Origin of the sequence: Mitsuaria sp. CC2, assembly GCF_048957715.1 — a bacterium.
GTDB lineage: Bacteria > Pseudomonadota > Gammaproteobacteria > Burkholderiales > Burkholderiaceae_C > Roseateles.
In genome coordinates, this window is sequence record NZ_JARVXN010000028.1 from 1 (window position 1) to 18,016 (window position 18,016).

The window sequence follows — 18,016 nt, forward strand, 5'->3', positions numbered from 1 at the left end:
TGATGCCCCGCTCCACGCAGGCACGGAATCCGGCCCGGGTGCGATTGCGCACTTCTCGAAGCAACTGCGTGACGGCCTCGCTGCCCGCGGAAGTGGCCCCAACCACGCCGAGCGCGACCATGCACCCTCTCGGATGGCCGCTCTCGATCTGCATCTTTGCGGACCGGTGCATTGCAAGGAACACGGCTTCGCGCGGCGGAACCGACGTGTCATGCAGGCTCCGCGTCAGGTTGCCGTAGATCTCCATGTATCGCTCCACGGCCTCTTTGTAGAGCGCCTCCTTGGACTCGAACGCAGCGTAGAAGCTGGGCGCGGAGATCCCGGCTCCCATCGCCGCCTTCAACTGCGACAGGGACGTCGATTCAAAGCCGTGTTCCCAGAAGAGATGCATTGCCGAAGTGACCGCCGCATCGCGGTCGAAGGTGCGTGGTCGGCCCCGCTGAGCCATGGACGTCTCCGTCAGTTCAAAGATACATACTAGTCGATACACAATGCCGGGGCAAGTGGCGGCTTTTCTTTGCTGCCGAGCGCTCGCTCTCGCGAGAAGACTGTTGACACGATCTTCCAGCTCGCCTTATATTTGTACTGCTCGATACGTAAATCGGGACAACGCGGGTGATCACCAACCCGCATTTTTTTTCTCCATTTGTGTACCAACCGATACGGAATAATCCTATGTCCAAAGAACTTGAAGCCCGTCTGGATGCCATCGAAAGCCGCTTCGCCATCGATGCGCTGATCGCCAACTACGCCGAGGCGTTCGACACGATGAACGAGGAGCTGCTGGAATCGCTCTGGTTCCCCGAGTCGCGACTGTTCCTGGGCGCCAACGGCAACTCCGAAGGCCTGGAGGCCATCATGGCGCAGGCACGCGTCAACATGAAGCGCATGCCCCACATGCACCACTGGATGGCGAATGCGCTGATTTCCGTTGACGGCGACAACGCGCACGGTCTGGTCGCTGCGGACTGCATCTTCTATGACGTGGACAAGGGTCCTCTCCAGGCGAGCGGCCAGTACCGCGACGTCTATCAACGACGCGACGGCCGCTGGGCCTTCCTGGAGCGCACCTTCACCATGCACTACGCCGTGCCGCTCCAGAACTGGGTTCCCATCATGGGCACCGAACGTTTCGGCCGTCCGGACTGAAGCGAACCGCGAGCACCGACCATCATGCAAACGACGACTTCCGCCACGCGCCGGTGGTCGGCGTTCGCGGTGTTGCTGGTGGGGGCGTTCCTGCCCCCGCTGGACTTCTTCATCGTGAACGTCGCCCTGCCTTCGATCCAGAGCACGCTCCACACGACCCCTGCGGAACTGCAACTGGTCATCTCCGGATATGCCGCCGCCTATGCGGTCTTCCTCATCACCGGAGGGCGGCTGGGCGATCTCTTCGGCCGACGCAGGATCTTCCTGATCGGCATCACCGGCTTCGGATTGACGTCCGTGATGTGCGGCCTCGCGACATCGCCCGCCATGCTGATCATCGCGCGGGTGCTCCAGGGCCTGAGCGCCGCGGCCATGGCGCCTCAAGGACTGGCCTCCATCCATGCGCTGTTCCCGGAACATGAGCGTTCACGCGCGCTGGGACTCTACGGCGCAGCCGTGGGGCTGGCGGCCGTGGCCGCGCAGGCGCTCGGCGGTGCGTTGATCTCCGCGGACTTCCTTCACCTGGCGTGGCGCATCATCTTCCTCATCAACCTGCCGGTGGTGGTCGCCGTCCTGATCTTCGGCCTGCCCTTGCTGCCCGACGCCCGCGGCGACAGCCCGGCGCCGGTCGACCGCATCGGCGTACTTCTTTGCGCCCTGACCCTCGGCCTGCTGATCGTGCCTCTGGTCGAAGGGCGGGAACATGGCTGGCCGTTGTGGGCCTGCGCCATGCTGATCGCGTGTCCCGTCGCCGCCATCGGCTTCTGGCGCTACGAAATGGCCTACGCCCGCCGAGGCGGCATGCCCCTCATCAGCGTGGACCTGATCCGCAGACCTGGCCTGATGAGCGGTCTCACAGGCGTGCTGTTCTTCTACGTCGTCTCCGCCTTCTTTCTGGTGTTCTCCGTCTATCTCCAATCGGCACTCGGCTTGAGCCCGTTGGACACCGGCCTGATATTCCTGCCCTTCGGCGTCGGCGCCTTCATCGGGCCCTTGACGACACCGTTGGCCATCCGGCTCTTCGGTCAGCGCGTTCCGGCCATCGGCATGATGCTCGAGGTCGCAGGGTGCGTACTCCTTGCCGCCTTGGTGGCCGCGACGCCCGGACAGATGCCGCCTCAGGTGCCGCTGATCCTGGCGGTCGGATTGTTGGGATTCGGACAAGGGTGGGCGCTGCCGACGCTGGTGCGATCGGTCATCAACCGCGCACCGGCGACTGGTTCCGGGATGATCGCCGGCATCACGAATTCGGCGCTGCAGATCAGTGCGGCGCTGGGCGTTGCGGTCATCGGCGGCGTCTTCTTCAGCGTCGCGGGCACTTCACCCGATGCGTCGTCCATGGCGAGGGCGCTGATGGTCGCCATGTTGTGTGTTGGAGCCAGCCTGACGGTCTCGGCCGTGCTCTCGATCGTCGCTTCAATAGCGAGCGTCAACATGGCGGCGAGGCCCGCGCCGCATTGAGGCCGTGCACCCTTCCCCGCAGTCAACGAAAGTCATCCATGCGCATCCCTCGCCTCATTCCGAAGGTCGCCTACCTGCTGTGCGCACTTACCTTGGGAACTTCCGCCATCGCGGCACCGCCGGCTGATCTCACCATCGAGCAACTCACCTCGTTGCGTCGCCAGTCGTCCGCCGGGCTCGCCACATTGGAGGATCGACGCCTGGCCTTTGAGCGGCTGATGGCAGCGATGCCTGTCGACCGTCAAGCCACCTTCGCGGCAGACGAGATCGGCGGCATACCCGGGACGTGGGCGAGATCAGGAGGCGGCGAGGCCACCGCCAACGTGGTGGTATATCTGCATGGTGGCGGGTTCTACAGCGGATCCTCCAGCACCCATCGCAATGTCGCCGCTGCCTTGTCCGCCCGTTCGAACGCCGATGTCTTCGTGTTGGACTACCGTCTGGCACCCCGGAGCAAGTACCCCGCTCAGCTCGACGATGCAGAGCAGGTGTACGAGGCGATGCGAGCGCGCGGCTATCCGGGTTGCGCCATCGCCCTGGCCAGCGATTCCGCCGGAGGTCTTCTTGCGGCGGACCTCACCGTCCGCTTGAAGAAGCGAAGTGCGCCGCTGCCTTCGTCGCTTTTCCTCATGAGCCCGGTCTTCGATTTCTCGGGCAGTTCACGTTCCATGCAGGACAAGGGAGGAACGGACCCGATCATCAGCGCGGCAGGGGTCAGGAACTCCAGCGCGGCAGCATTTGGAATCACCGAAACCGCCCCGCTTGCGCAGGCCTGGTCGGAGGACCTGACCGGGTTTCCTCCTACGCTCATCCAGGTCGGCGCTGACGAGGCCCTGCTCGACGACGCGTTGATCTTTGCCCAGAAGGAGGCGAATGCGGGCGTGCCGATCAAGTTGGCAACGTACCGGGGCGTGCTTCACCAGTGGCAGATCTTCCCGACCAACTTCGCGCCCGCGCGCGCGGCGCTCGCCGAAGGGGGGCGATTTCTGCAGGAACACTTCTGCCGTTGAGGCGACACCGGACGTGCTGGCGGTGGGCATGTGATTATGATGAGTGAATGTCTGCTACCGAATCGCTCGATCCCCAGCCCCTCAGCCGCACGCCCGGTACTTCTCTGCATCGGCAGATCTACATGGTCCTGCTCAACGAGATCAAAAGCGGCGTCTACGCGGAACTCGGGGCCCTGCCCAAGGAAGAGACGCTCTGCGAGCGGTTCGATGTGTCGCGCATCACTGTCCGGCGCGCGTTGGCAGACCTTGCGGAACAGGGTTACGTCGAGCGACGCCACGGGTTGGGCACCTTTGTGCGTGCGGGGGTAGGCGCCACGGCGCCAGCACCAAGCCTGGGGCTGTTGGAGGAACTGCGCCATGTGGCCGCCGAGACACAGGTCGATGTGCTGGAGGTCGGCCCCAAGGTGCCGCCGGCCGTGGTGGCCGGGGCCTTGGGTCTGACATCCTCCGACAAGGCCATCCACGCCGTGCGGGCGCGCCGGATCGGCGCCACGCCGACGATGCTGACGGAGGCGTGGATTGCGCCTGCTCATGCAAAGGGCGTGACGGCGACATCCTTGAAGAAGCGTGCGCTCTACGAGATTCTCCAGGCGCAGGGAGTCCAGTTCGGTCGCGTCGTGCAGGAAATCACCGCCGTGCCCGCGGATCCCACCCGTGCCCGCCTGCTGGGCCTGAGCGTGGGGATGCCGCTGCTGAAGATGGTGCGCGTGATGCACGCCCTCGATGAACACGTGATCCTGCACATCAGCATCTATCTCTCGCCCGATCACAGCCGCATCCTCATGGACATCCCCGCCGACGCCATCAACACGATGTCGGCCGGGAAGGTCGTCCACCAGCGCTGATCGCGCCGGCGCCTACGCGCCTGATCACGCTCCTCATGAGCCCAAGATTTGCACGGGAGTGCAAAGGGGCTTTACACGTCCTGTAGTTGTACTCACAATATAACCACATGACCACAACCCACACCCCTCCCCGCCCGAAGTCGCTGCGCGAGCTGCTGGCCGGTCCCGGCCTGGTCGTCGCTCAGGCCGCCTACGACGCCATTGGCGCCAGGCTGATCGAGCAGGCCGGCTTTGACGCCGTCTACATGACCGGCGCCGGCACGTCGCTGGCGCGCGGTTATCCTGACTTCGGCCTCCTGACGCAGACGGAGATGGCCGAGAACGCTGGCGTGATGGCGCGCTCCGTGGGCATTCCGCTCGTGGCCGATGCCGATACCGGCTACGGCAACGAACTCAACATCACGCGGACCGTCCGCGAGTACGAAGCTCGCGGCGTGGCCGCCATCCACCTCGAGGATCAGGTGTCGCCCAAGCGCTGCGGTCACCTGGACGGCAAGGAGGTTGTCCCGCGCGCCGAATTCCTCTCGAAGATCCGGGCCGCCGTCGAGGCGCGCCGCTCGCACAAGTTCCTCATCATTGCCCGCACCGACGCACGTGCCGTGCTCGGCCTGGACGAGGCCATCGACCGCGCCAATGCGGCGCTGGATGTCGGCGCCGACATCGCCTTCGTCGAGGCCATGCAGACCCGCGAGGAGGTCGAGCTCGTGCCCCGCCGCGTGCGCGGCGCGTGCCTGCTGAACATCGTGGCCGGGGGACGTACCCCGGTACTGGACACGGCCGAAGCCGAAGCGATGGGCTACAAGCTCGCGCTCGTGCCGGGCCTGCTCGTCAGCGCCATGATCGAAGCGGGCGACGCCGCCCTGACCGCGCTCAAATCGAGCCGCGTCGTGCCTTCGGTCGCCGCCAGCGTGGGAGAGACCTTCCGACGCTTCGGGGCCGACGACTGGGATCGACTCCGTCGTCGCTTCAACGCCGGTGCGGAAGCGATCCACGGTGATGCCCCCATGGTCGGTGTCCACACCTTCCCACGAGGCAACGCCCAATGACCGCCCACACAATGACCGCCCGGACGCTCTTCGACAAGATCTGGGACTCCCACGTCGTGCGCGAGCTCGGCGACGGCTGGTCGCTGCTGCACATCGACCGGCATCTCCTGCACGATCTGTCCGGTTCGGCGTCGCTCGCCGACATGGCCGAGCGCGGGCTGGCCGTGCACGATCCCGCGCTGGCGTTCTCGACGCCGGACCATGCGGTGTCGACACAGCCAGGACGCGACGGCGGCACGTATCCCGGCGGAAGCAAGTTGTGGGCTTCGCTCAAGGCCGGCTCCGAGCGGACACAGATCCGCCTGTTCGACCTCGGTCAGCGCGGCCACGGCATCGTGCACGTCATGGGACCGGAGCAAGGCATCGTGCTGCCGGGGCTCACCATGATCTGCGGCGACAGTCACACCTGCACCAACGGCGCACTGGGCGCTCTTGCCCTCGGTGTCGGATCGAGCGAAAGCACGCATGCGCTGGCGACGCAGACACTACGCCTGCAACGTCCCCGGCGCATGCGCATCCGATGCGAAGGCGCGCTGGCGCGCGGCGTGACGGCGAAGGATCTGGCGCTTCACATCATCGGAAAACTCGGGGCTGCCGCGGGCGTCGGCCATGCGATCGAATATGCCGGCCCCGTGGTCGAGGCCATGGAGGTCGAGGCCCGGCTCACGCTGTGCAACCTGACGGTCGAACTCGGTGCCCGCTCCGGCATCATCGCGCCCGATGAACGGACCTTCGCCTACGTGAAGGGCCGCCGCTTCGCGCCGCAGGACGAGGACTTCGAGGCTGCGGTCTCGGCCTGGCGCGACCTGAAGAGCGACCCGGACGCCGTCTTTGATCGCGAGGAGGTCATCGATGCGAGTCTGGTGGCGCCGACGGTTACCTGGGGCACCAGCCCTGAACAGGCGATCGCGATCGACGCCAGCATTCCCGACCCTCGTGACGCCGCGCCGAAGCAGGCCACCGCGATCGCCGAGGCGTTGGACTACATGGGCCTGACCGCCGGTACGCCGATCTCCGGAACCCCCATCGACTGGGTGTTCATCGGGTCCTGCACCAACTCGCGGCTGTCCGATCTGCGCGTCGCCGCCGACCTGGCGCGCGGTCGCCGCGTGGCGCCGAACGTGCGCGCTTGGGTCGTGCCCGGCTCCGAGGACGTCAAGCGCGCGGCGGAAGAAGAAGGCTTGCACGAGGTGTTCACCGCCGCCGGCTTCGAATGGCGCGAGCCCGGCTGCGGCATGTGCGTCGCAGCGAACGGCGAGCAGGTGCCGCCAAAGGCGCGCTGCGTCTCCACGTCCAACCGCAACTTCGTCGGCCGCCAGGGACCGCAGGCACGCACCCATCTCGCCAGTCCCGCGATGGCGGTGGCCGCCGCGGTGACCGGTCACCTGATCGACGTGCGTCGTCTTGCCTGATCGAAGGGCTCATCCCATGACACCGTTCACCAGCGTCACCGGCCCCGCAGTCCCGTTCATGCGGGCCAACGTGGATACCGATCTCATCGTGCGCATCGAGCGCCTGACCAGCCTGCCCAAGGACCAGCTCGGCCCCTACGCCCTCGAATCGCTGCGTTACCTGCCCGACGGCACCGCCGACCCCGCATGTCCCTTCAACGAGCCCCGCTTCCTGAACGCCCCGTTCGTGCTGGCCGCCGAGAACTTCGGTTGCGGCTCCTCCCGCGAAGGTGCGGTCTGGGCGTTGATGTGCCTGGGCGTGCGAGCCGTCATCGCGCCCAGCTTCGGCGACATCTTCTTTTCCAACTGCTTCCAGAACGGCGTGCTTCCCATCCGTCTGCCGCTCGATGACATCGCGGCGTTGGCCCGGCAGTGCGCGGACGGCGCGTCGCTGACGGTCGACCTGACGGCCAGGACGATCTCTGCCGGCGACGGCGCGCCGCAGTCGTTCGACGTCGACGCGACGCGACGCGAAGCGCTGCTCAACGGTCTGGACGACATCGGCCTGACGCTGCGCGACGACGCGGCGATCCGGGCCTGGCAGGCGCGCGACCGCGTGGAGCGCGCGTGGGCCTGGCGGCCCGTCGGCGCGTAGATCCGGGCGCGCGGACCCCGGCGCTTCACAGAACCCCATTCCTCAAACAACAGGAGACTTGCCATGCCCACCCTCGACATCGCCGGCGATGCCCGCCGCACCATCGACGTCATCAAGCAGGGCGGCATCGCCCTGGTGCCCAACCAGACCGGCTATGCGATGACCGGCGCGATGCTGGACCCGCTGCAGAAGATCTACGACACCAAGCGCCGCGGCGGCCACAAGCGCAACGCGATGGCGGCCGACCTGGAGACGCAGCGCGAACTGATGACGCTCGGCAAGCGCGAGCAGGAGATGGTCGAGGCGATCACCGTCGACTTCGATCTGCCGCTTGGCGTGATCGGCACCTTCCGCGCGGATCATCCGCTGCTCGTCAAGCTGGGCGGCGACGCCCTGAAGGCCTCCACCGCCGGCGGCACCATCGGCAACCTGCTCAACGCGGGTCCGTTCCACAAGGAGCTGACGCGGCTCTCGCGCGAGGAGGTGGTGCCGCTGTTCGGGTCCTCGGCCAACCTGTCGGGCACCGGCACCAAGTTCGCCGTCGAAGACATCCAGCCGGAGCTGCGCGCCATCGCCGACATCACGATCGACTACGGCCTGTGCCGCTATCACACCTATCGCCGGGCGGGCACGCTGATCAATTTCTCGAACATGCAGGTGATCCGGATCGGCGTCTGCTACGAGTTGATCGCCGGCGTGCTCAAGCGCTACTTCAATGTGGAGCTTCCGCCCGACCCCGGTCTGGACGTGCTGCCGTCGGGTCACCTGAACGAGTTCATGCTGAAGAACGTGCAGTGAGGCGGCCATGACTGACAAGCACAACACCGTTCGGCGGACCCTGCTGCAAGGCGGCGCCGGCTTCGCCTTGTCCCCACTCGCATCACTGACGGCCCGTGCCGCAGCCGACGCCTGGCCGACCGCACCGATCCGCCTCGTGGTCGGCTATCCGGCAGGCGGCGGCTCCGACGTCATGGCGCGCGAGATCAGCGTACCGCTGGCGCGCCTGCTCGGCCAGGCGGTCGTCGTCGACAACAAGCCGGGCGCCAGCAGTTCGCTGGCAGCCGCTGACGTCGCCCGCGCCGCGCCGAACGGCTACACGCTCGGGCTCCTCGACAACGCGCCATTGACCATCGTGCCGTCCCTGCGCAATCCCGGCTACGACCCGCTGACGGGCTTCGTGCCGATCGCGATGGTGTCTCAGGCGCCCCAGGTGCTGATCGCAGCGCCGTTGTTGCCTGCGAACAATGCGCGTGAGCTGATCGACCTGCTGAAGAAGCAGCCGGGCAAGCTCAACTACGGCTCTGGCGGCTCAGGCAGCGTCTCCCATCTGGCGGCCGAGTTGCTGAAGGCCCGCAGTCAGACCTTCGCCGTACACGTGCCCTACCGCGGCGGCGCGCCGATGGTGACCGCGCTGATGTCCGGTGAGGTCCAGTTCGGATTCCTGACGTACACCGGGACGGCCGGCTTCATCAAGTCCGGGCACATCAAGGCCTTGGGCGTGAGCTCCACGGCACGCCTGCCGAGCCTGCCCGATGTGCCGACGATCGCGGAGAGCGCCATTCCCGGCTTCGACGCGCCAGGCTGGTATGCGCTGATGGCCCCGGCAGGGCTGCCGCCGGCCATCGTCGCGCAGCTCCAGAAAGCGCTTCGGGAGGCCATGGGAACGCCGGCGATCGCCGCCCGGATGGAATCCCTCGGACAGACCATCGCCACCGGCAAGGTGGACCCGAAGCAGACGATCACTGCCGAGTTCAAGCAGTGGAAACAGCTGATCTCGGAACGCAAGATCGTCATCGAGGGCTGACCGCCTCGCGGTCTCACCAGCGGCCCTGGACGGCGGTCTGCCGCCTGCGCCGGGGCCCCAGCAATCTCACGAAGGGTCACCCATGAACGGCTTGATGCAGGACCGTCCCCTGCTCATTTCCCAACTGATCGACTTCGCCGAACGGCACAACGGCGGCACCGAGATCGTCTCGCGCCGTGTCGAAGGCGACATCCACCGCTACACCTGGGCCGAGTGCGCGCAGCGGGCCCGCCGTGTGGCCAACGCCCTGGATGCCGAGAGCCTGGAATCTGGCGATCGCGTGGCCACCCTGGCATGGAATGGATATCGGCATCTGGAGCTCTACTACGGGGTGAGCGGGTCAGGCCGGGTACTCCATACGCTGAATCCGCGACTGCATCCCGACGAAGTCGCGTGGATCGTCAATCACGCCGATGATCGCGTCCTCTGCTTCGATCTCAGTTTCCTGCCGCTGGTGCAGGCCATCCACAGCCGGTGCGACACGGTCGAGCGATGGGTGGCGCTGTGCGACAGCAGCCGATTGCCCGTCGACAGTGGCATCCCCGACTTGATCAGCTACGAGGACTGGATTGCGGCGCATCCCTCCCGCTATGTCTGGCCGAGCTTCGACGAGAACACCGCGTCGAGCCTCTGCTACACCAGCGGCACGACGGGCCATCCCAAGGGCGCCTTGTACAGCCATCGATCCACGGTCCTGCATGCCTACGGCTCCGTCCAGCCCGACATCATGGGACTGTCCGCCCGCGATGCCGTCCTGCCGGTGGTTCCCATGTTCCACGTCAACGCCTGGGGCATCCCGTACTCCGCGGCAATGGTGGGCTGCAAGCTGGTGTTCCCCGGCCCGGCCCTGGACGGGAAGTCCGTCTACGAACTGATGGAATCAGAGCAGGTGACCTTCGCCGCCGGCGTGCCGACGGTGTGGCAGATGCTGCTGAGCCACGTCCAGTCGGGCGCCCACTCGTTCTCGACGCTGAAGCGGACGGTCATCGGCGGCGCGGCCTGCCCGCCCGCGATGCTGCGGGCCTTCGAGCAGCAGCACGATGTGCGGGTGCTGCACGGCTGGGGCATGACCGAGATGAGTCCGATCGGCACGGTCTGTTCATTGAAGAAGCGGCACGATGGCTTGTCGGCCGACGAGCGCCTGCGCGTGCTCGAGAAGCAAGGCCGGGCGGTGTACGGCGTCGAGATGAAGATCGTCGCTGACGACGGCCGCGAGTTGCCCTGGGACGGGCGGTCCGCTGGCGAGCTGATGGTCCGCGGCCCCTGGATCGTGCGCGACTACTTCAAGTCGGAAGGCGGCGATCCGCTGGTCGATGGATGGTTCCCCACCGGCGATGTCGCCACCATCGATGCCGACGGCTACCTGCAGATCACTGACCGCAGCAAGGACGTGATCAAGTCTGGCGGCGAGTGGATCAGCTCCATCGAGATCGAGAACATCGCCATGGCGCATCCCGCCGTGGGCATGGCCGCCTGCATCGGCATCAAGCATCCGAAATGGGACGAGCGCCCGGTCGTTGCCGTGGTCGTCCGCCCGGGGGCCCAGGTCACGACGACGGAACTGCTCGACTTCTTCAGGGACAAACAGCTGGCGAAGTGGCAGATCCCAGACGATGTGGTGTTCGTTGACACCATCCCTCTGGGCGCCACCGGAAAGATGCTCAAGACCCGGCTGCGTGAACAACTGAAGGATCATCCATGGACGACGTGACAAAGGCGCCCTCCCCGCGCACGCCCGGGTCCATCGAGCTCGTCGCCGTCGGCGACGTCTTCCTGAATCGCGACGATCCGGACGAGTCCTTCACGCATGTCGGTCACCTGCTGCAGAAGAGCGACCTCACGTTCGGCAATTCGGAAGGAACCTACGCCCAGGACCCGCAGGCCGATGCCGACATGATGGCGGCCATCCTGGCGCCACCCGGCAACATCGCTGCCCTCGCCCGGGCCGGCTTCGACGTGATGTCGGTAGCCAACAACCACATCAACGACTGGGGGCGGGCCGGCATGCACTCGACGCTCGATGCCTTGCAGCGAGTGGGCATCCGGCCGGTTGGTTTTGGACGCGATGCGGACGAGGCATTCGCTCCGGTCTGCGTGACCGTGGGAGACACACGCATTGCCTTCGTCGCGGCCTCGATGATCGGCTCGTGGAATGCCGCCGCGACTTCTCATCGAGACGGTGTGGCGATGCTGGAGATCTCGACGCAGTATCAAGACCTGCACCGGCAGCCCGGCAGCCCTCCGCACGTCCGATCGCATCTGACCGAGACCGCCGTGGCCCGCGTGGTCAGGAGCTTCGAGGCTGCGGCCGCTCAGGCGGACATCGTGGTGGGCAGCTTCCATTGGGGGGTGCATTGCTTCCCGGCGATGCTGGCCGAATACGAAGGGGAGCTGGCCCGGCTGGCCATCGACCATGGCGCCGATGTGATCCTCGGGCATCACCAGCACATCCTCAAGGGCGTCGATTTCCACAAAGGCAAACCCATCTTGCACGGGCTGGGGAACTTCGCCTTCGATCTTCCGGGCATCGAGAAGATCGCCAGACCTCGAGCGGTACGCGAGACGATTGAGATCCATGGGGAGTACGGGATCTTCTCGCGCGACGGCTACCCCACCGTCCCATTCCACGAGGAGTCGCGGATGACAGTCGTGGCGCACATCGCGTTCAACGAGGGACAGGACCCGATGGTGGAGGTGACGCCGTGCCTGATCAATCCGCAAGGTCAGCCCGCCCCCATCCCGCCATCGGACGAGGCCGCGTTCGCTCGATTCCTGACCTATCTCAAGCGGATCCACTGGCTGGCAGATCTGCACGCCGACATTGAGGTCAGGGGCGATCGCATCGCGATTCGACCTCCGTTGCGCGAGCCCCGATCAGAGACGTAATCGGAAGCGAAGACAGGCGTCGCATCGACGCGCCTGCAACACCAAGGGTTTGCCCATTTGTTAAGTGTCTATGTTGTAATAACAATAGAACCACATAACAACGGAGCAAGGTCCATGGACCAAAAACACCTTTCCTCGACCGGCAGAGTTGCGGCGACCACCGGCGGCGTCCTCCTCGCATTCAATGCACTGATCCCTGTTCATGCGCAGAGTTCGGTCAGCCTGTACGGCATCGTTGACGGCGGCGTCATCTCGGCACGCAGCGGCGCACCTGGGGGCAAGACGCAGACGGCCGTGGTGTCGGGCCTCAACAGCGCCTCGCGCTGGGGTCTGCGCGGCACCGAAGACCTCGGTGACGGCTTCAGTGCCTTCTTCGTGCTCGAGGCCGGCTTCGATCTCGACAGCGGTTCTTCCAAGGCCTACGCCGGAAACCCGAGCACGGCCACGCCGACAGCACCCAATGGGTCCTCGTCCACCGGCTTCAACAGGCGGGCCGTGGTCGGCATCAACAGCCGCTGGGGCAGCTTGTCACTCGGCCGTGACTACACCCCAACCTTCCATGCGCTGAACTCGTCCGACGTGTTCGTCCTGGGCCTGTTCGGCAACCTGCAGGCGGCGACGAATCTCACGGGGACTTCCGAACGCTGGGCTCGGGCCAGCAATGCGGCGTTCTACGTCTCGCCGGACCTCAGCGGGCTGAAGATCCGGGCCATGTACAGCCTCGGCTCCGAAGGCGGAACAGGGAGCGGCAATCTCCCCCGGGACGCGAACCGGATGATCGCCGTGGGGGCAGAATACAAGGTCGGCAACCTGCAGGTCCTCAGCTCGTATCAGGAGCTCACCTATCCGCTGGTGGCGGGATCGCCGCTGGCGTTCACCGGCGGCACCGCCAGGCGCAAGGATGCCACCCTCGGCGCCCGCTACCGGATCGGTACGGTCGAGCTCGGGGCCGGTTACTTCAACGTCGGCTCACCGGTCAACGGTAGCGATGCGTGGCTGGGCGCGACCTGGGACATCGGATTCGGCGCGTTGCGGGCGCAGGTTCAGCGCCTGTCCCAGGACAACCCCGCCGGCGGCCGGGACCGGCGCGGCTACGTGCTCGGGTTGGGCTATGTCTACACGCTGTCCAAGCGCAGTAGTGTGTATGCCACCTACGGGCATGTCTCGAACAACGACAAGGCGTCTTTCACTCTTTATTCCAATGACGTCGCCGTCACGGCGGGAGCAATGGGCGCCAGGCCGAGCGCCATCGGCCTGGGCATGAGGCACGCGTTCTGATCTCAATCCCGCATGCCGTCGCGCGCCGATCGCATGAGGCTGCTCTCGCTCGTGCAGGCGCCAACGACGCGTGCCGCGCGGCGGCAGCGATGGGCGAGACCTGCGCAACGCTTGTCCGTCAGCATCACTTGCCTCTATGATCTACCAACTAGTTGATTGTATCTTTCGTCGATACGAGGACATCATGGACAACCCAGGCAACCCCAAAGCGTCGACCAACAAGCCCGAGTGAGGATGACGGTCACCCCTCTCATCCCCGTTCGGACGATGCAGTTCGACGCCCCTGGGAACGACGAGTTCCATCCGCTCTACGTCGCCGGCAACGCGCAGCTGTCCTATCAGCACAGCGCAATCGGGTTGTATGTGGCACACCTCGAGCCCTTCTTCGTGAAGTCGCTCCGGCGTGTGATGGACCGCATCAGCGACCCGACGCTGCGAGAGGCGGCGGACCGCTTCTGCCGCCAAGAGGCTCAGCACTACCAACGGCACGTCGACTTCAACAAGGTCATCCTTGCCCACGGATATCCGGGCCTGGCGGAACGGGCCGAGCGGCTCAAGCAGGAATTCGACGGCTTCCTCGCCAGCGAAAGCGACAAGTTCCGGATCGGCTACATCGAAGGGTTCGAGTCCTACACCACGCAGTTGGGTCTGTACCTGCTGCGCAGCGGTCTCTACGACCACCCGCGCACCCACGCCGCGTTCGGCGAACTCTTCAAGTGGCACATGCTCGAGGAGATCGAGCACCGGCACGTGGCCTTCGAGGTCTACCGGCATTTCCACGATGACAACGCGCATCGCATCCGGATGTGCTGGTTCGCGCAACGGCACATGTTCAGCTTCATGCGTGACTGCGAACGGCTGATGTCCGCCGTCGACATCGGACGTCACGGCGATCGCTGCCGCATCCGGTGGAAGCATCGCCTCGTCCTGCAGGTCGTCACCTCCGGCATGCGGGCGAAGGCGATGCTCCCCTGGTATACGCCGCATGCCCTTCGCATTCCTGCGAGCATCGAGGCGCTGTCGACCAGGTTCACGGAAAGAGCCGTGCAGGTGCGCTAGCGCGAAGTCGGATCCTGACTAGGCCCTCGGCAACAAGGCCAGGCCAAGCTTCCCTAGCGCCATCCAGCTCCTGATCCGGCCTTGATCCAGTCCTGCCATCAACCGCGCGACCTGCAGCAATTCCGCCTTCGGGAAATCCGCTGGCAGCTTGCGCATGAGTTGCATGGCTTCGTCGCGTTTCCTTCCCAGACTGTCGAGGTCGGCACGCGCGCGCAATCGGATCAGTTGCCTCTCATCCGGATCAGTGGCATAGGCCGGTGTGCCCAGTTGCTGGCGCCAGGAGTCCTCGAGAGGTCCCGTATCCAGTCCATCAAACCCCAGATCCTCGACAAGCCGCAGTGCCGCCGCACGATGCTCCGCGTGGTCGCCCGACACCGGCAAGGCAATGCGCCCTTTGCGGCCTGAGGCTTGCCCGCGATGTTCGAGGCTCAGCTCCGAGATGCTGTTCAATGCCTTCACGAGCGGCCGTCCGACCTGAATCGATGTCCATGCCGTTTCCGGCATGCCCGCCTCGATGTCGGCAATCGTCCCGTCCCGGGCCGGCACGTAATTGGACGTGTCGATCACCGCGATGTCGTCGGACATTCGGTCGAAGATCCTCCGCGGCAGCTCGCCCATCCGTCCCAGCGGAATGGACAGGATCAGGATGTCGGCGCCCGTCGCTGCGTCCAGGATGTCCACTGCCAGCGCGCCGGTTTCGATCTCGATGCGGCGCAGGGTTTCCGGGCCGCGCGAGTTGGCGATCCGTACGCGATGGCCCGCTTGAACCAGTCTCCGCGCAAGGATGGATCCAAAGGTTCCGGCGCCTACGATGCCAATGTTCTTCACGTTAGTTCCCATTGATAACCTTCAATGGACCGCGACTCTATACTTTCATTCCGGAAGCACAAGACGGCACTTTTTGGTGTGTCGGTCACATCGAGGGAACCTATGGCATCCATTCTGGAAGGCTGGCCGCACGAGGTCACCGAGCGCGGCATCCGCCTTCGCGCATGCATGCCCCACGACCTGCTCACCCGACTGGGCGACAAGTGGACGATCCTGGTGCTCTCGTTGCTCAGCGTCGCGCCGTCACACCGGTTGCGCTTCTCGCAGATCAAGTACGGCGTGGAAGGAATCTCCCAGCGCATGCTGACCTTGACGTTGCGGCATCTGGAGCGGGACGGTCTCGTGACCCGCCACTACTTCGCGGAGGTTCCGCCGCGTGTCGAATACGAACTCAGCGAACGAGGGTCGAGCCTGCAGGAGCCGATGAAGGCCTTCGCTGGATGGATGCGAGAGGCATGGCCGACGATTGAGCGATCCAGGGCGGATTTCGACCGGGAGCTTGCCCGTCGCATGCCCGACGCGTGATCGGCATGTGATCGACGTTTTCGCTGCGGTCTGTTCCATTGGGCAGGTCCTGACCGGGACTGCGCTCATTGCGGGTAACGCTTGCCCACCGACTCCAGCGGCCAGGCATCACTTCGCGCTGGCGCCGCGGGCAGGCCATCTCCACCAACGAGATTGGATTCGCTGGGGTTGTCCATCCACGCGTATCGCGCGGCCAGCGGCCGCGACACGAGCGGACTGCTCAGCACCACCGCATCGCCGTCAATGCGCGCGGTGGCCGGCACGAACTGGCGATCTGCGCCCGCGACCACGAAGCCGCGCAGCGCATCACCCGCCAGGGCGGTGCGCAGTCCGCCGCCGGTGTTCTTGAACCTCAGCCGTATCTCATCGCCACGCACTTCGGAACTGACCAGAAGCGGCCCACTGGCCGGCTCGGCGCGCAGTCCCATGTCGTGCAGCGCCACGCCGGCCAGGCGCTGGCCCAGCGTGCGCTTGTTGCGGGGATGGATGTCGTTGGCGTCACCCACGTCGATGGCCACGACCATGCCGGTGTGTGCCAGCGTCAGCGCCTGGGCCTGGGCGTCACGCAACTCGGCCCAGCCACCCTGCCCGGGGCGGTTGTTCTTCAGCGGCAGGAAGGACGCCAATTGCACGAAGAAGAATGGCAAGTCAGGTTGGCGCAGCTGCGCGCGCCAGTCGCTGATCAGCCGCCGGAAACCGTCCGCATACGCCGCCGCGCGACTGGTGTTGCTCTCGCCCTGATACCAGAGCACGCCGCGGAAGGACAAGCCGCCCAGTGGCGCGATCAGGCCGTTGTGGGCCAATGTCGGCGCGTCATTGGCGGTGAGGCCGCTGGGCATCATCACCTTCTCGACGCGAGCGCGCCAGGCGCCCGCCAGGGATACCGTGCCGGCGGGCGTGTCCAGCCGCACGTCGGCGGCATCACCCACGATGCCGCCGCCGCCGCCCGTGTCGGTCACGCGCACGGCGATCCAGTTCACGCCGGCGCGCAGCAGGCCGGCGGGCAGCGCGTAGGCGCGCGGCAGAGTGAAATCGCATTGCCCTTTCATCTGCCGGCCGTTGACCCAGACTTCGTCGCAGTCGTCGACGTTCGCCAGATGCAGCGTGGCGACGCCGACGGCCTGCGCGGCATCCAGCTCGACTTTGCGGCGCATCCAGACGACGCCGTCCAGGTCAGCCAGCCCCTGGCTTTCCCACATGCCTGGCACCTGCAGCGTGGGCCAGTCAGCGTCCACGCCGTCGCTGGCGACGGACCAGCCACTGACGTTCACCCCCTGCCAAGGCAAGCCCGACTGCCAGGCTGACACGCGTTCTTCCATCCGCTGGCGCAGCGACTGCGCAAAGACGGCGTTGTCAGCGGGCAGATCCTTGACGAAGGGCGCCAGGTCGACGTCGGCCAGCGCGGCTTCGCGCCGCATCCAGGTCTCCAGATGCGAGCCGCCCCAGGACGTGTTGACCAGGCCGATGGGCACCCCCAGCGATGTCTGGATCTGGCGCGCAAAGTGGTAGCCCACTGCACTGAACTCGCCCACCCTGCCCGCCTCGGCGACCACCCAGTCGGCCGGCGCGATGTCGGATTCAGGGCGAAGGCTGGCGCGCAGCGGCACTCGGAGGTGGCGCAGATGAGCGTTTTGCGGCGCGGCGGTCTCTTGTGCGCCGGTATCGGTGGCCGACAACGGCCACTCCATGTTGGACTGACCGCCCAGCAGCCAGACATCGCCGATGAGGATGTCGCGACGCGTGGTCTCGCCGTCGCCGAGCACGCGCAACTGGTGCGGCCCGCCCGCCTTCATGGCGGGCAACTGCGCGGTCCAGCGACCATCACTTCCCGCCTTTGCGACGGCCTGTCTGCCCGCGAGCGTCACATTCAACGTGCGACCGGGCGCGGCCCAACCCCAGATGCGAATGGGTCGGTCCCGTTGCAACACCATGTTGTCGCCGAACACGCTGGCGAGGCGGACGTCGGCCTGGGCCGCGGTGGCTGCAAGACCCAACAGCACAGGGAGTAGCCGACGCAGCGGCGGTACGGACATGTTCATGGCTTGCCACGAAAATCAAATTGCTTTGTTATTAACGAAT

The 18,016-nt window shown here is 65.8% G+C and carries 17 protein-coding genes; 14 read left to right on the top strand and 3 right to left on the bottom strand.

What is annotated here, in order from left to right; all coding sequences use genetic code 11:
• A partial coding sequence (locus PV762_RS19460) for a TetR/AcrR family transcriptional regulator (protein WP_421036655.1) occupies window positions 1–448 on the bottom strand: 448 nt, incomplete at its 3' end.
• A 227-nt stretch (window positions 449–675) separates the two neighbouring features.
• Between PV762_RS19460 and PV762_RS19465 the strand changes: the two genes are divergently transcribed.
• The 13 genes from PV762_RS19465 (at window position 676) to PV762_RS19525 (ending at window position 14,584) form a co-directional block, all read left to right on the top strand.
• Window positions 676–1,149: a nuclear transport factor 2 family protein gene (locus PV762_RS19465; RefSeq protein WP_421036656.1), complete on the top strand. Its 474-nt coding sequence runs from the start codon at window positions 676–678 to the stop codon at window positions 1,147–1,149.
• Window positions 1,150–1,173: 24 nt separating this feature from the next.
• Entirely contained in the window at window positions 1,174–2,610 is a 1,437-nt protein-coding gene (locus PV762_RS19470) for an MFS transporter (RefSeq protein ID WP_421036657.1), read from the top strand.
• A gap of 38 nt (window positions 2,611–2,648) precedes the next feature.
• Window positions 2,649–3,620, top strand: coding sequence for an alpha/beta hydrolase (locus PV762_RS19475; RefSeq protein ID WP_421036658.1), 972 nt, complete (start codon window positions 2,649–2,651; stop codon window positions 3,618–3,620).
• A 122-nt stretch (window positions 3,621–3,742) separates the two neighbouring features.
• Window positions 3,743–4,465 carry a GntR family transcriptional regulator gene (locus tag PV762_RS19480; protein WP_421036659.1) on the top strand — a complete coding sequence of 241 codons (723 nt, stop codon included), beginning with the start codon at window positions 3,743–3,745 and terminating at the stop codon, window positions 4,463–4,465.
• A gap of 107 nt (window positions 4,466–4,572) precedes the next feature.
• Window positions 4,573–5,511: an isocitrate lyase/PEP mutase family protein gene (locus PV762_RS19485; protein WP_421036660.1), complete on the top strand. Its 939-nt coding sequence runs from the start codon at window positions 4,573–4,575 to the stop codon at window positions 5,509–5,511.
• Window positions 5,508–6,923, top strand: coding sequence for a 3-isopropylmalate dehydratase large subunit (leuC, locus tag PV762_RS19490; RefSeq protein ID WP_421036661.1), 1,416 nt, complete (start codon window positions 5,508–5,510; stop codon window positions 6,921–6,923). The genes PV762_RS19485 and leuC overlap by 4 nt, the downstream gene beginning before the upstream one ends.
• Before the next feature lie 16 nt (window positions 6,924–6,939).
• Window positions 6,940–7,557: a 3-isopropylmalate dehydratase small subunit gene (gene leuD, locus PV762_RS19495; protein WP_421036662.1), complete on the top strand. Its 618-nt coding sequence runs from the start codon at window positions 6,940–6,942 to the stop codon at window positions 7,555–7,557.
• Between the two features lie 63 nt (window positions 7,558–7,620).
• A complete protein-coding gene (locus tag PV762_RS19500) occupies window positions 7,621–8,355 on the top strand; it encodes a Sua5/YciO/YrdC/YwlC family protein (RefSeq protein WP_421036663.1) in 735 nt (244 codons plus the stop codon).
• 7 nt (window positions 8,356–8,362) lie between these two features.
• Window positions 8,363–9,361, top strand: a complete 999-nt coding sequence (locus PV762_RS19505; RefSeq protein ID WP_421036664.1) for a Bug family tripartite tricarboxylate transporter substrate binding protein — start codon at window positions 8,363–8,365, stop codon at window positions 9,359–9,361.
• A gap of 82 nt (window positions 9,362–9,443) precedes the next feature.
• Window positions 9,444–11,072 (top strand): 3-(methylthio)propionyl-CoA ligase, encoded by a 1,629-nt coding sequence (locus PV762_RS19510; RefSeq protein WP_421036665.1) that lies wholly within the window; start codon window positions 9,444–9,446, stop codon window positions 11,070–11,072.
• Entirely contained in the window at window positions 11,060–12,247 is a 1,188-nt protein-coding gene (locus PV762_RS19515; RefSeq protein WP_421036666.1) for a CapA family protein, read from the top strand. Before PV762_RS19510 ends, PV762_RS19515 begins: the two co-directional genes overlap by 13 nt.
• A 114-nt stretch (window positions 12,248–12,361) precedes the next feature.
• A complete protein-coding gene (locus tag PV762_RS19520) occupies window positions 12,362–13,525 on the top strand; it encodes a porin (RefSeq protein WP_421036667.1) in 1,164 nt (387 codons plus the stop codon).
• A gap of 234 nt (window positions 13,526–13,759) precedes the next feature.
• On the top strand, window positions 13,760–14,584 hold the full coding sequence (locus tag PV762_RS19525) for a metal-dependent hydrolase (RefSeq protein WP_421036668.1): 825 nt from the start codon (window positions 13,760–13,762) through the stop codon (window positions 14,582–14,584).
• An 18-nt stretch (window positions 14,585–14,602) separates the two neighbouring features.
• Here the strand turns inward: PV762_RS19525 and PV762_RS19530 are convergent, their stop codons facing one another.
• Window positions 14,603–15,412 (bottom strand): NADPH-dependent F420 reductase, encoded by an 810-nt coding sequence (locus PV762_RS19530; protein WP_421036669.1) that lies wholly within the window; start codon window positions 15,410–15,412, stop codon window positions 14,603–14,605.
• Window positions 15,413–15,436: 24 nt separating this feature from the next.
• Between PV762_RS19530 and PV762_RS19535 the strand changes: the two genes are divergently transcribed.
• Window positions 15,437–15,937 (top strand): winged helix-turn-helix transcriptional regulator, encoded by a 501-nt coding sequence (locus PV762_RS19535; protein ID WP_421036670.1) that lies wholly within the window; start codon window positions 15,437–15,439, stop codon window positions 15,935–15,937.
• Window positions 15,938–16,002: 65 nt separating this feature from the next.
• On the opposite strand, the gene PV762_RS19540 is transcribed toward PV762_RS19535, so the two are convergent.
• The gene (locus PV762_RS19540; protein ID WP_421036671.1) at window positions 16,003–17,970 is read right to left on the bottom strand and encodes a sialate O-acetylesterase; all 1,968 of its coding nucleotides are present in this window, start codon (window positions 17,968–17,970) and stop codon (window positions 16,003–16,005) included.
• Window positions 17,971–18,016 lie beyond the last annotated feature (46 nt).

Coding starts and splice junctions, on each gene's coding strand:
- PV762_RS19465 (WP_421036656.1), top strand. CDS start 676: ATGTCCAAAGAACTTGAAGCCCGTCTGGATGCCATCGAAAGCCGCTTC.
- PV762_RS19470 (WP_421036657.1), top strand. CDS start 1,174: ATGCAAACGACGACTTCCGCCACGCGCCGGTGGTCGGCGTTCGCGGTG.
- PV762_RS19475 (WP_421036658.1), top strand. CDS start 2,649: ATGCGCATCCCTCGCCTCATTCCGAAGGTCGCCTACCTGCTGTGCGCA.
- PV762_RS19480 (WP_421036659.1), top strand. CDS start 3,743: ATGGTCCTGCTCAACGAGATCAAAAGCGGCGTCTACGCGGAACTCGGG.
- PV762_RS19485 (WP_421036660.1), top strand. CDS start 4,573: ATGACCACAACCCACACCCCTCCCCGCCCGAAGTCGCTGCGCGAGCTG.
- leuC (WP_421036661.1), top strand. CDS start 5,508: ATGACCGCCCACACAATGACCGCCCGGACGCTCTTCGACAAGATCTGG.
- leuD (WP_421036662.1), top strand. CDS start 6,940: ATGACACCGTTCACCAGCGTCACCGGCCCCGCAGTCCCGTTCATGCGG.
- PV762_RS19500 (WP_421036663.1), top strand. CDS start 7,621: ATGCCCACCCTCGACATCGCCGGCGATGCCCGCCGCACCATCGACGTC.
- PV762_RS19505 (WP_421036664.1), top strand. CDS start 8,363: ATGACTGACAAGCACAACACCGTTCGGCGGACCCTGCTGCAAGGCGGC.
- PV762_RS19510 (WP_421036665.1), top strand. CDS start 9,444: ATGAACGGCTTGATGCAGGACCGTCCCCTGCTCATTTCCCAACTGATC.
- PV762_RS19515 (WP_421036666.1), top strand. CDS start 11,060: ATGGACGACGTGACAAAGGCGCCCTCCCCGCGCACGCCCGGGTCCATC.
- PV762_RS19520 (WP_421036667.1), top strand. CDS start 12,362: ATGGACCAAAAACACCTTTCCTCGACCGGCAGAGTTGCGGCGACCACC.
- PV762_RS19525 (WP_421036668.1), top strand. CDS start 13,760: ATGACGGTCACCCCTCTCATCCCCGTTCGGACGATGCAGTTCGACGCC.
- PV762_RS19535 (WP_421036670.1), top strand. CDS start 15,437: ATGGACCGCGACTCTATACTTTCATTCCGGAAGCACAAGACGGCACTT.
- PV762_RS19540 (WP_421036671.1), bottom strand. CDS start 17,970: ATGTCCGTACCGCCGCTGCGTCGGCTACTCCCTGTGCTGTTGGGTCTT.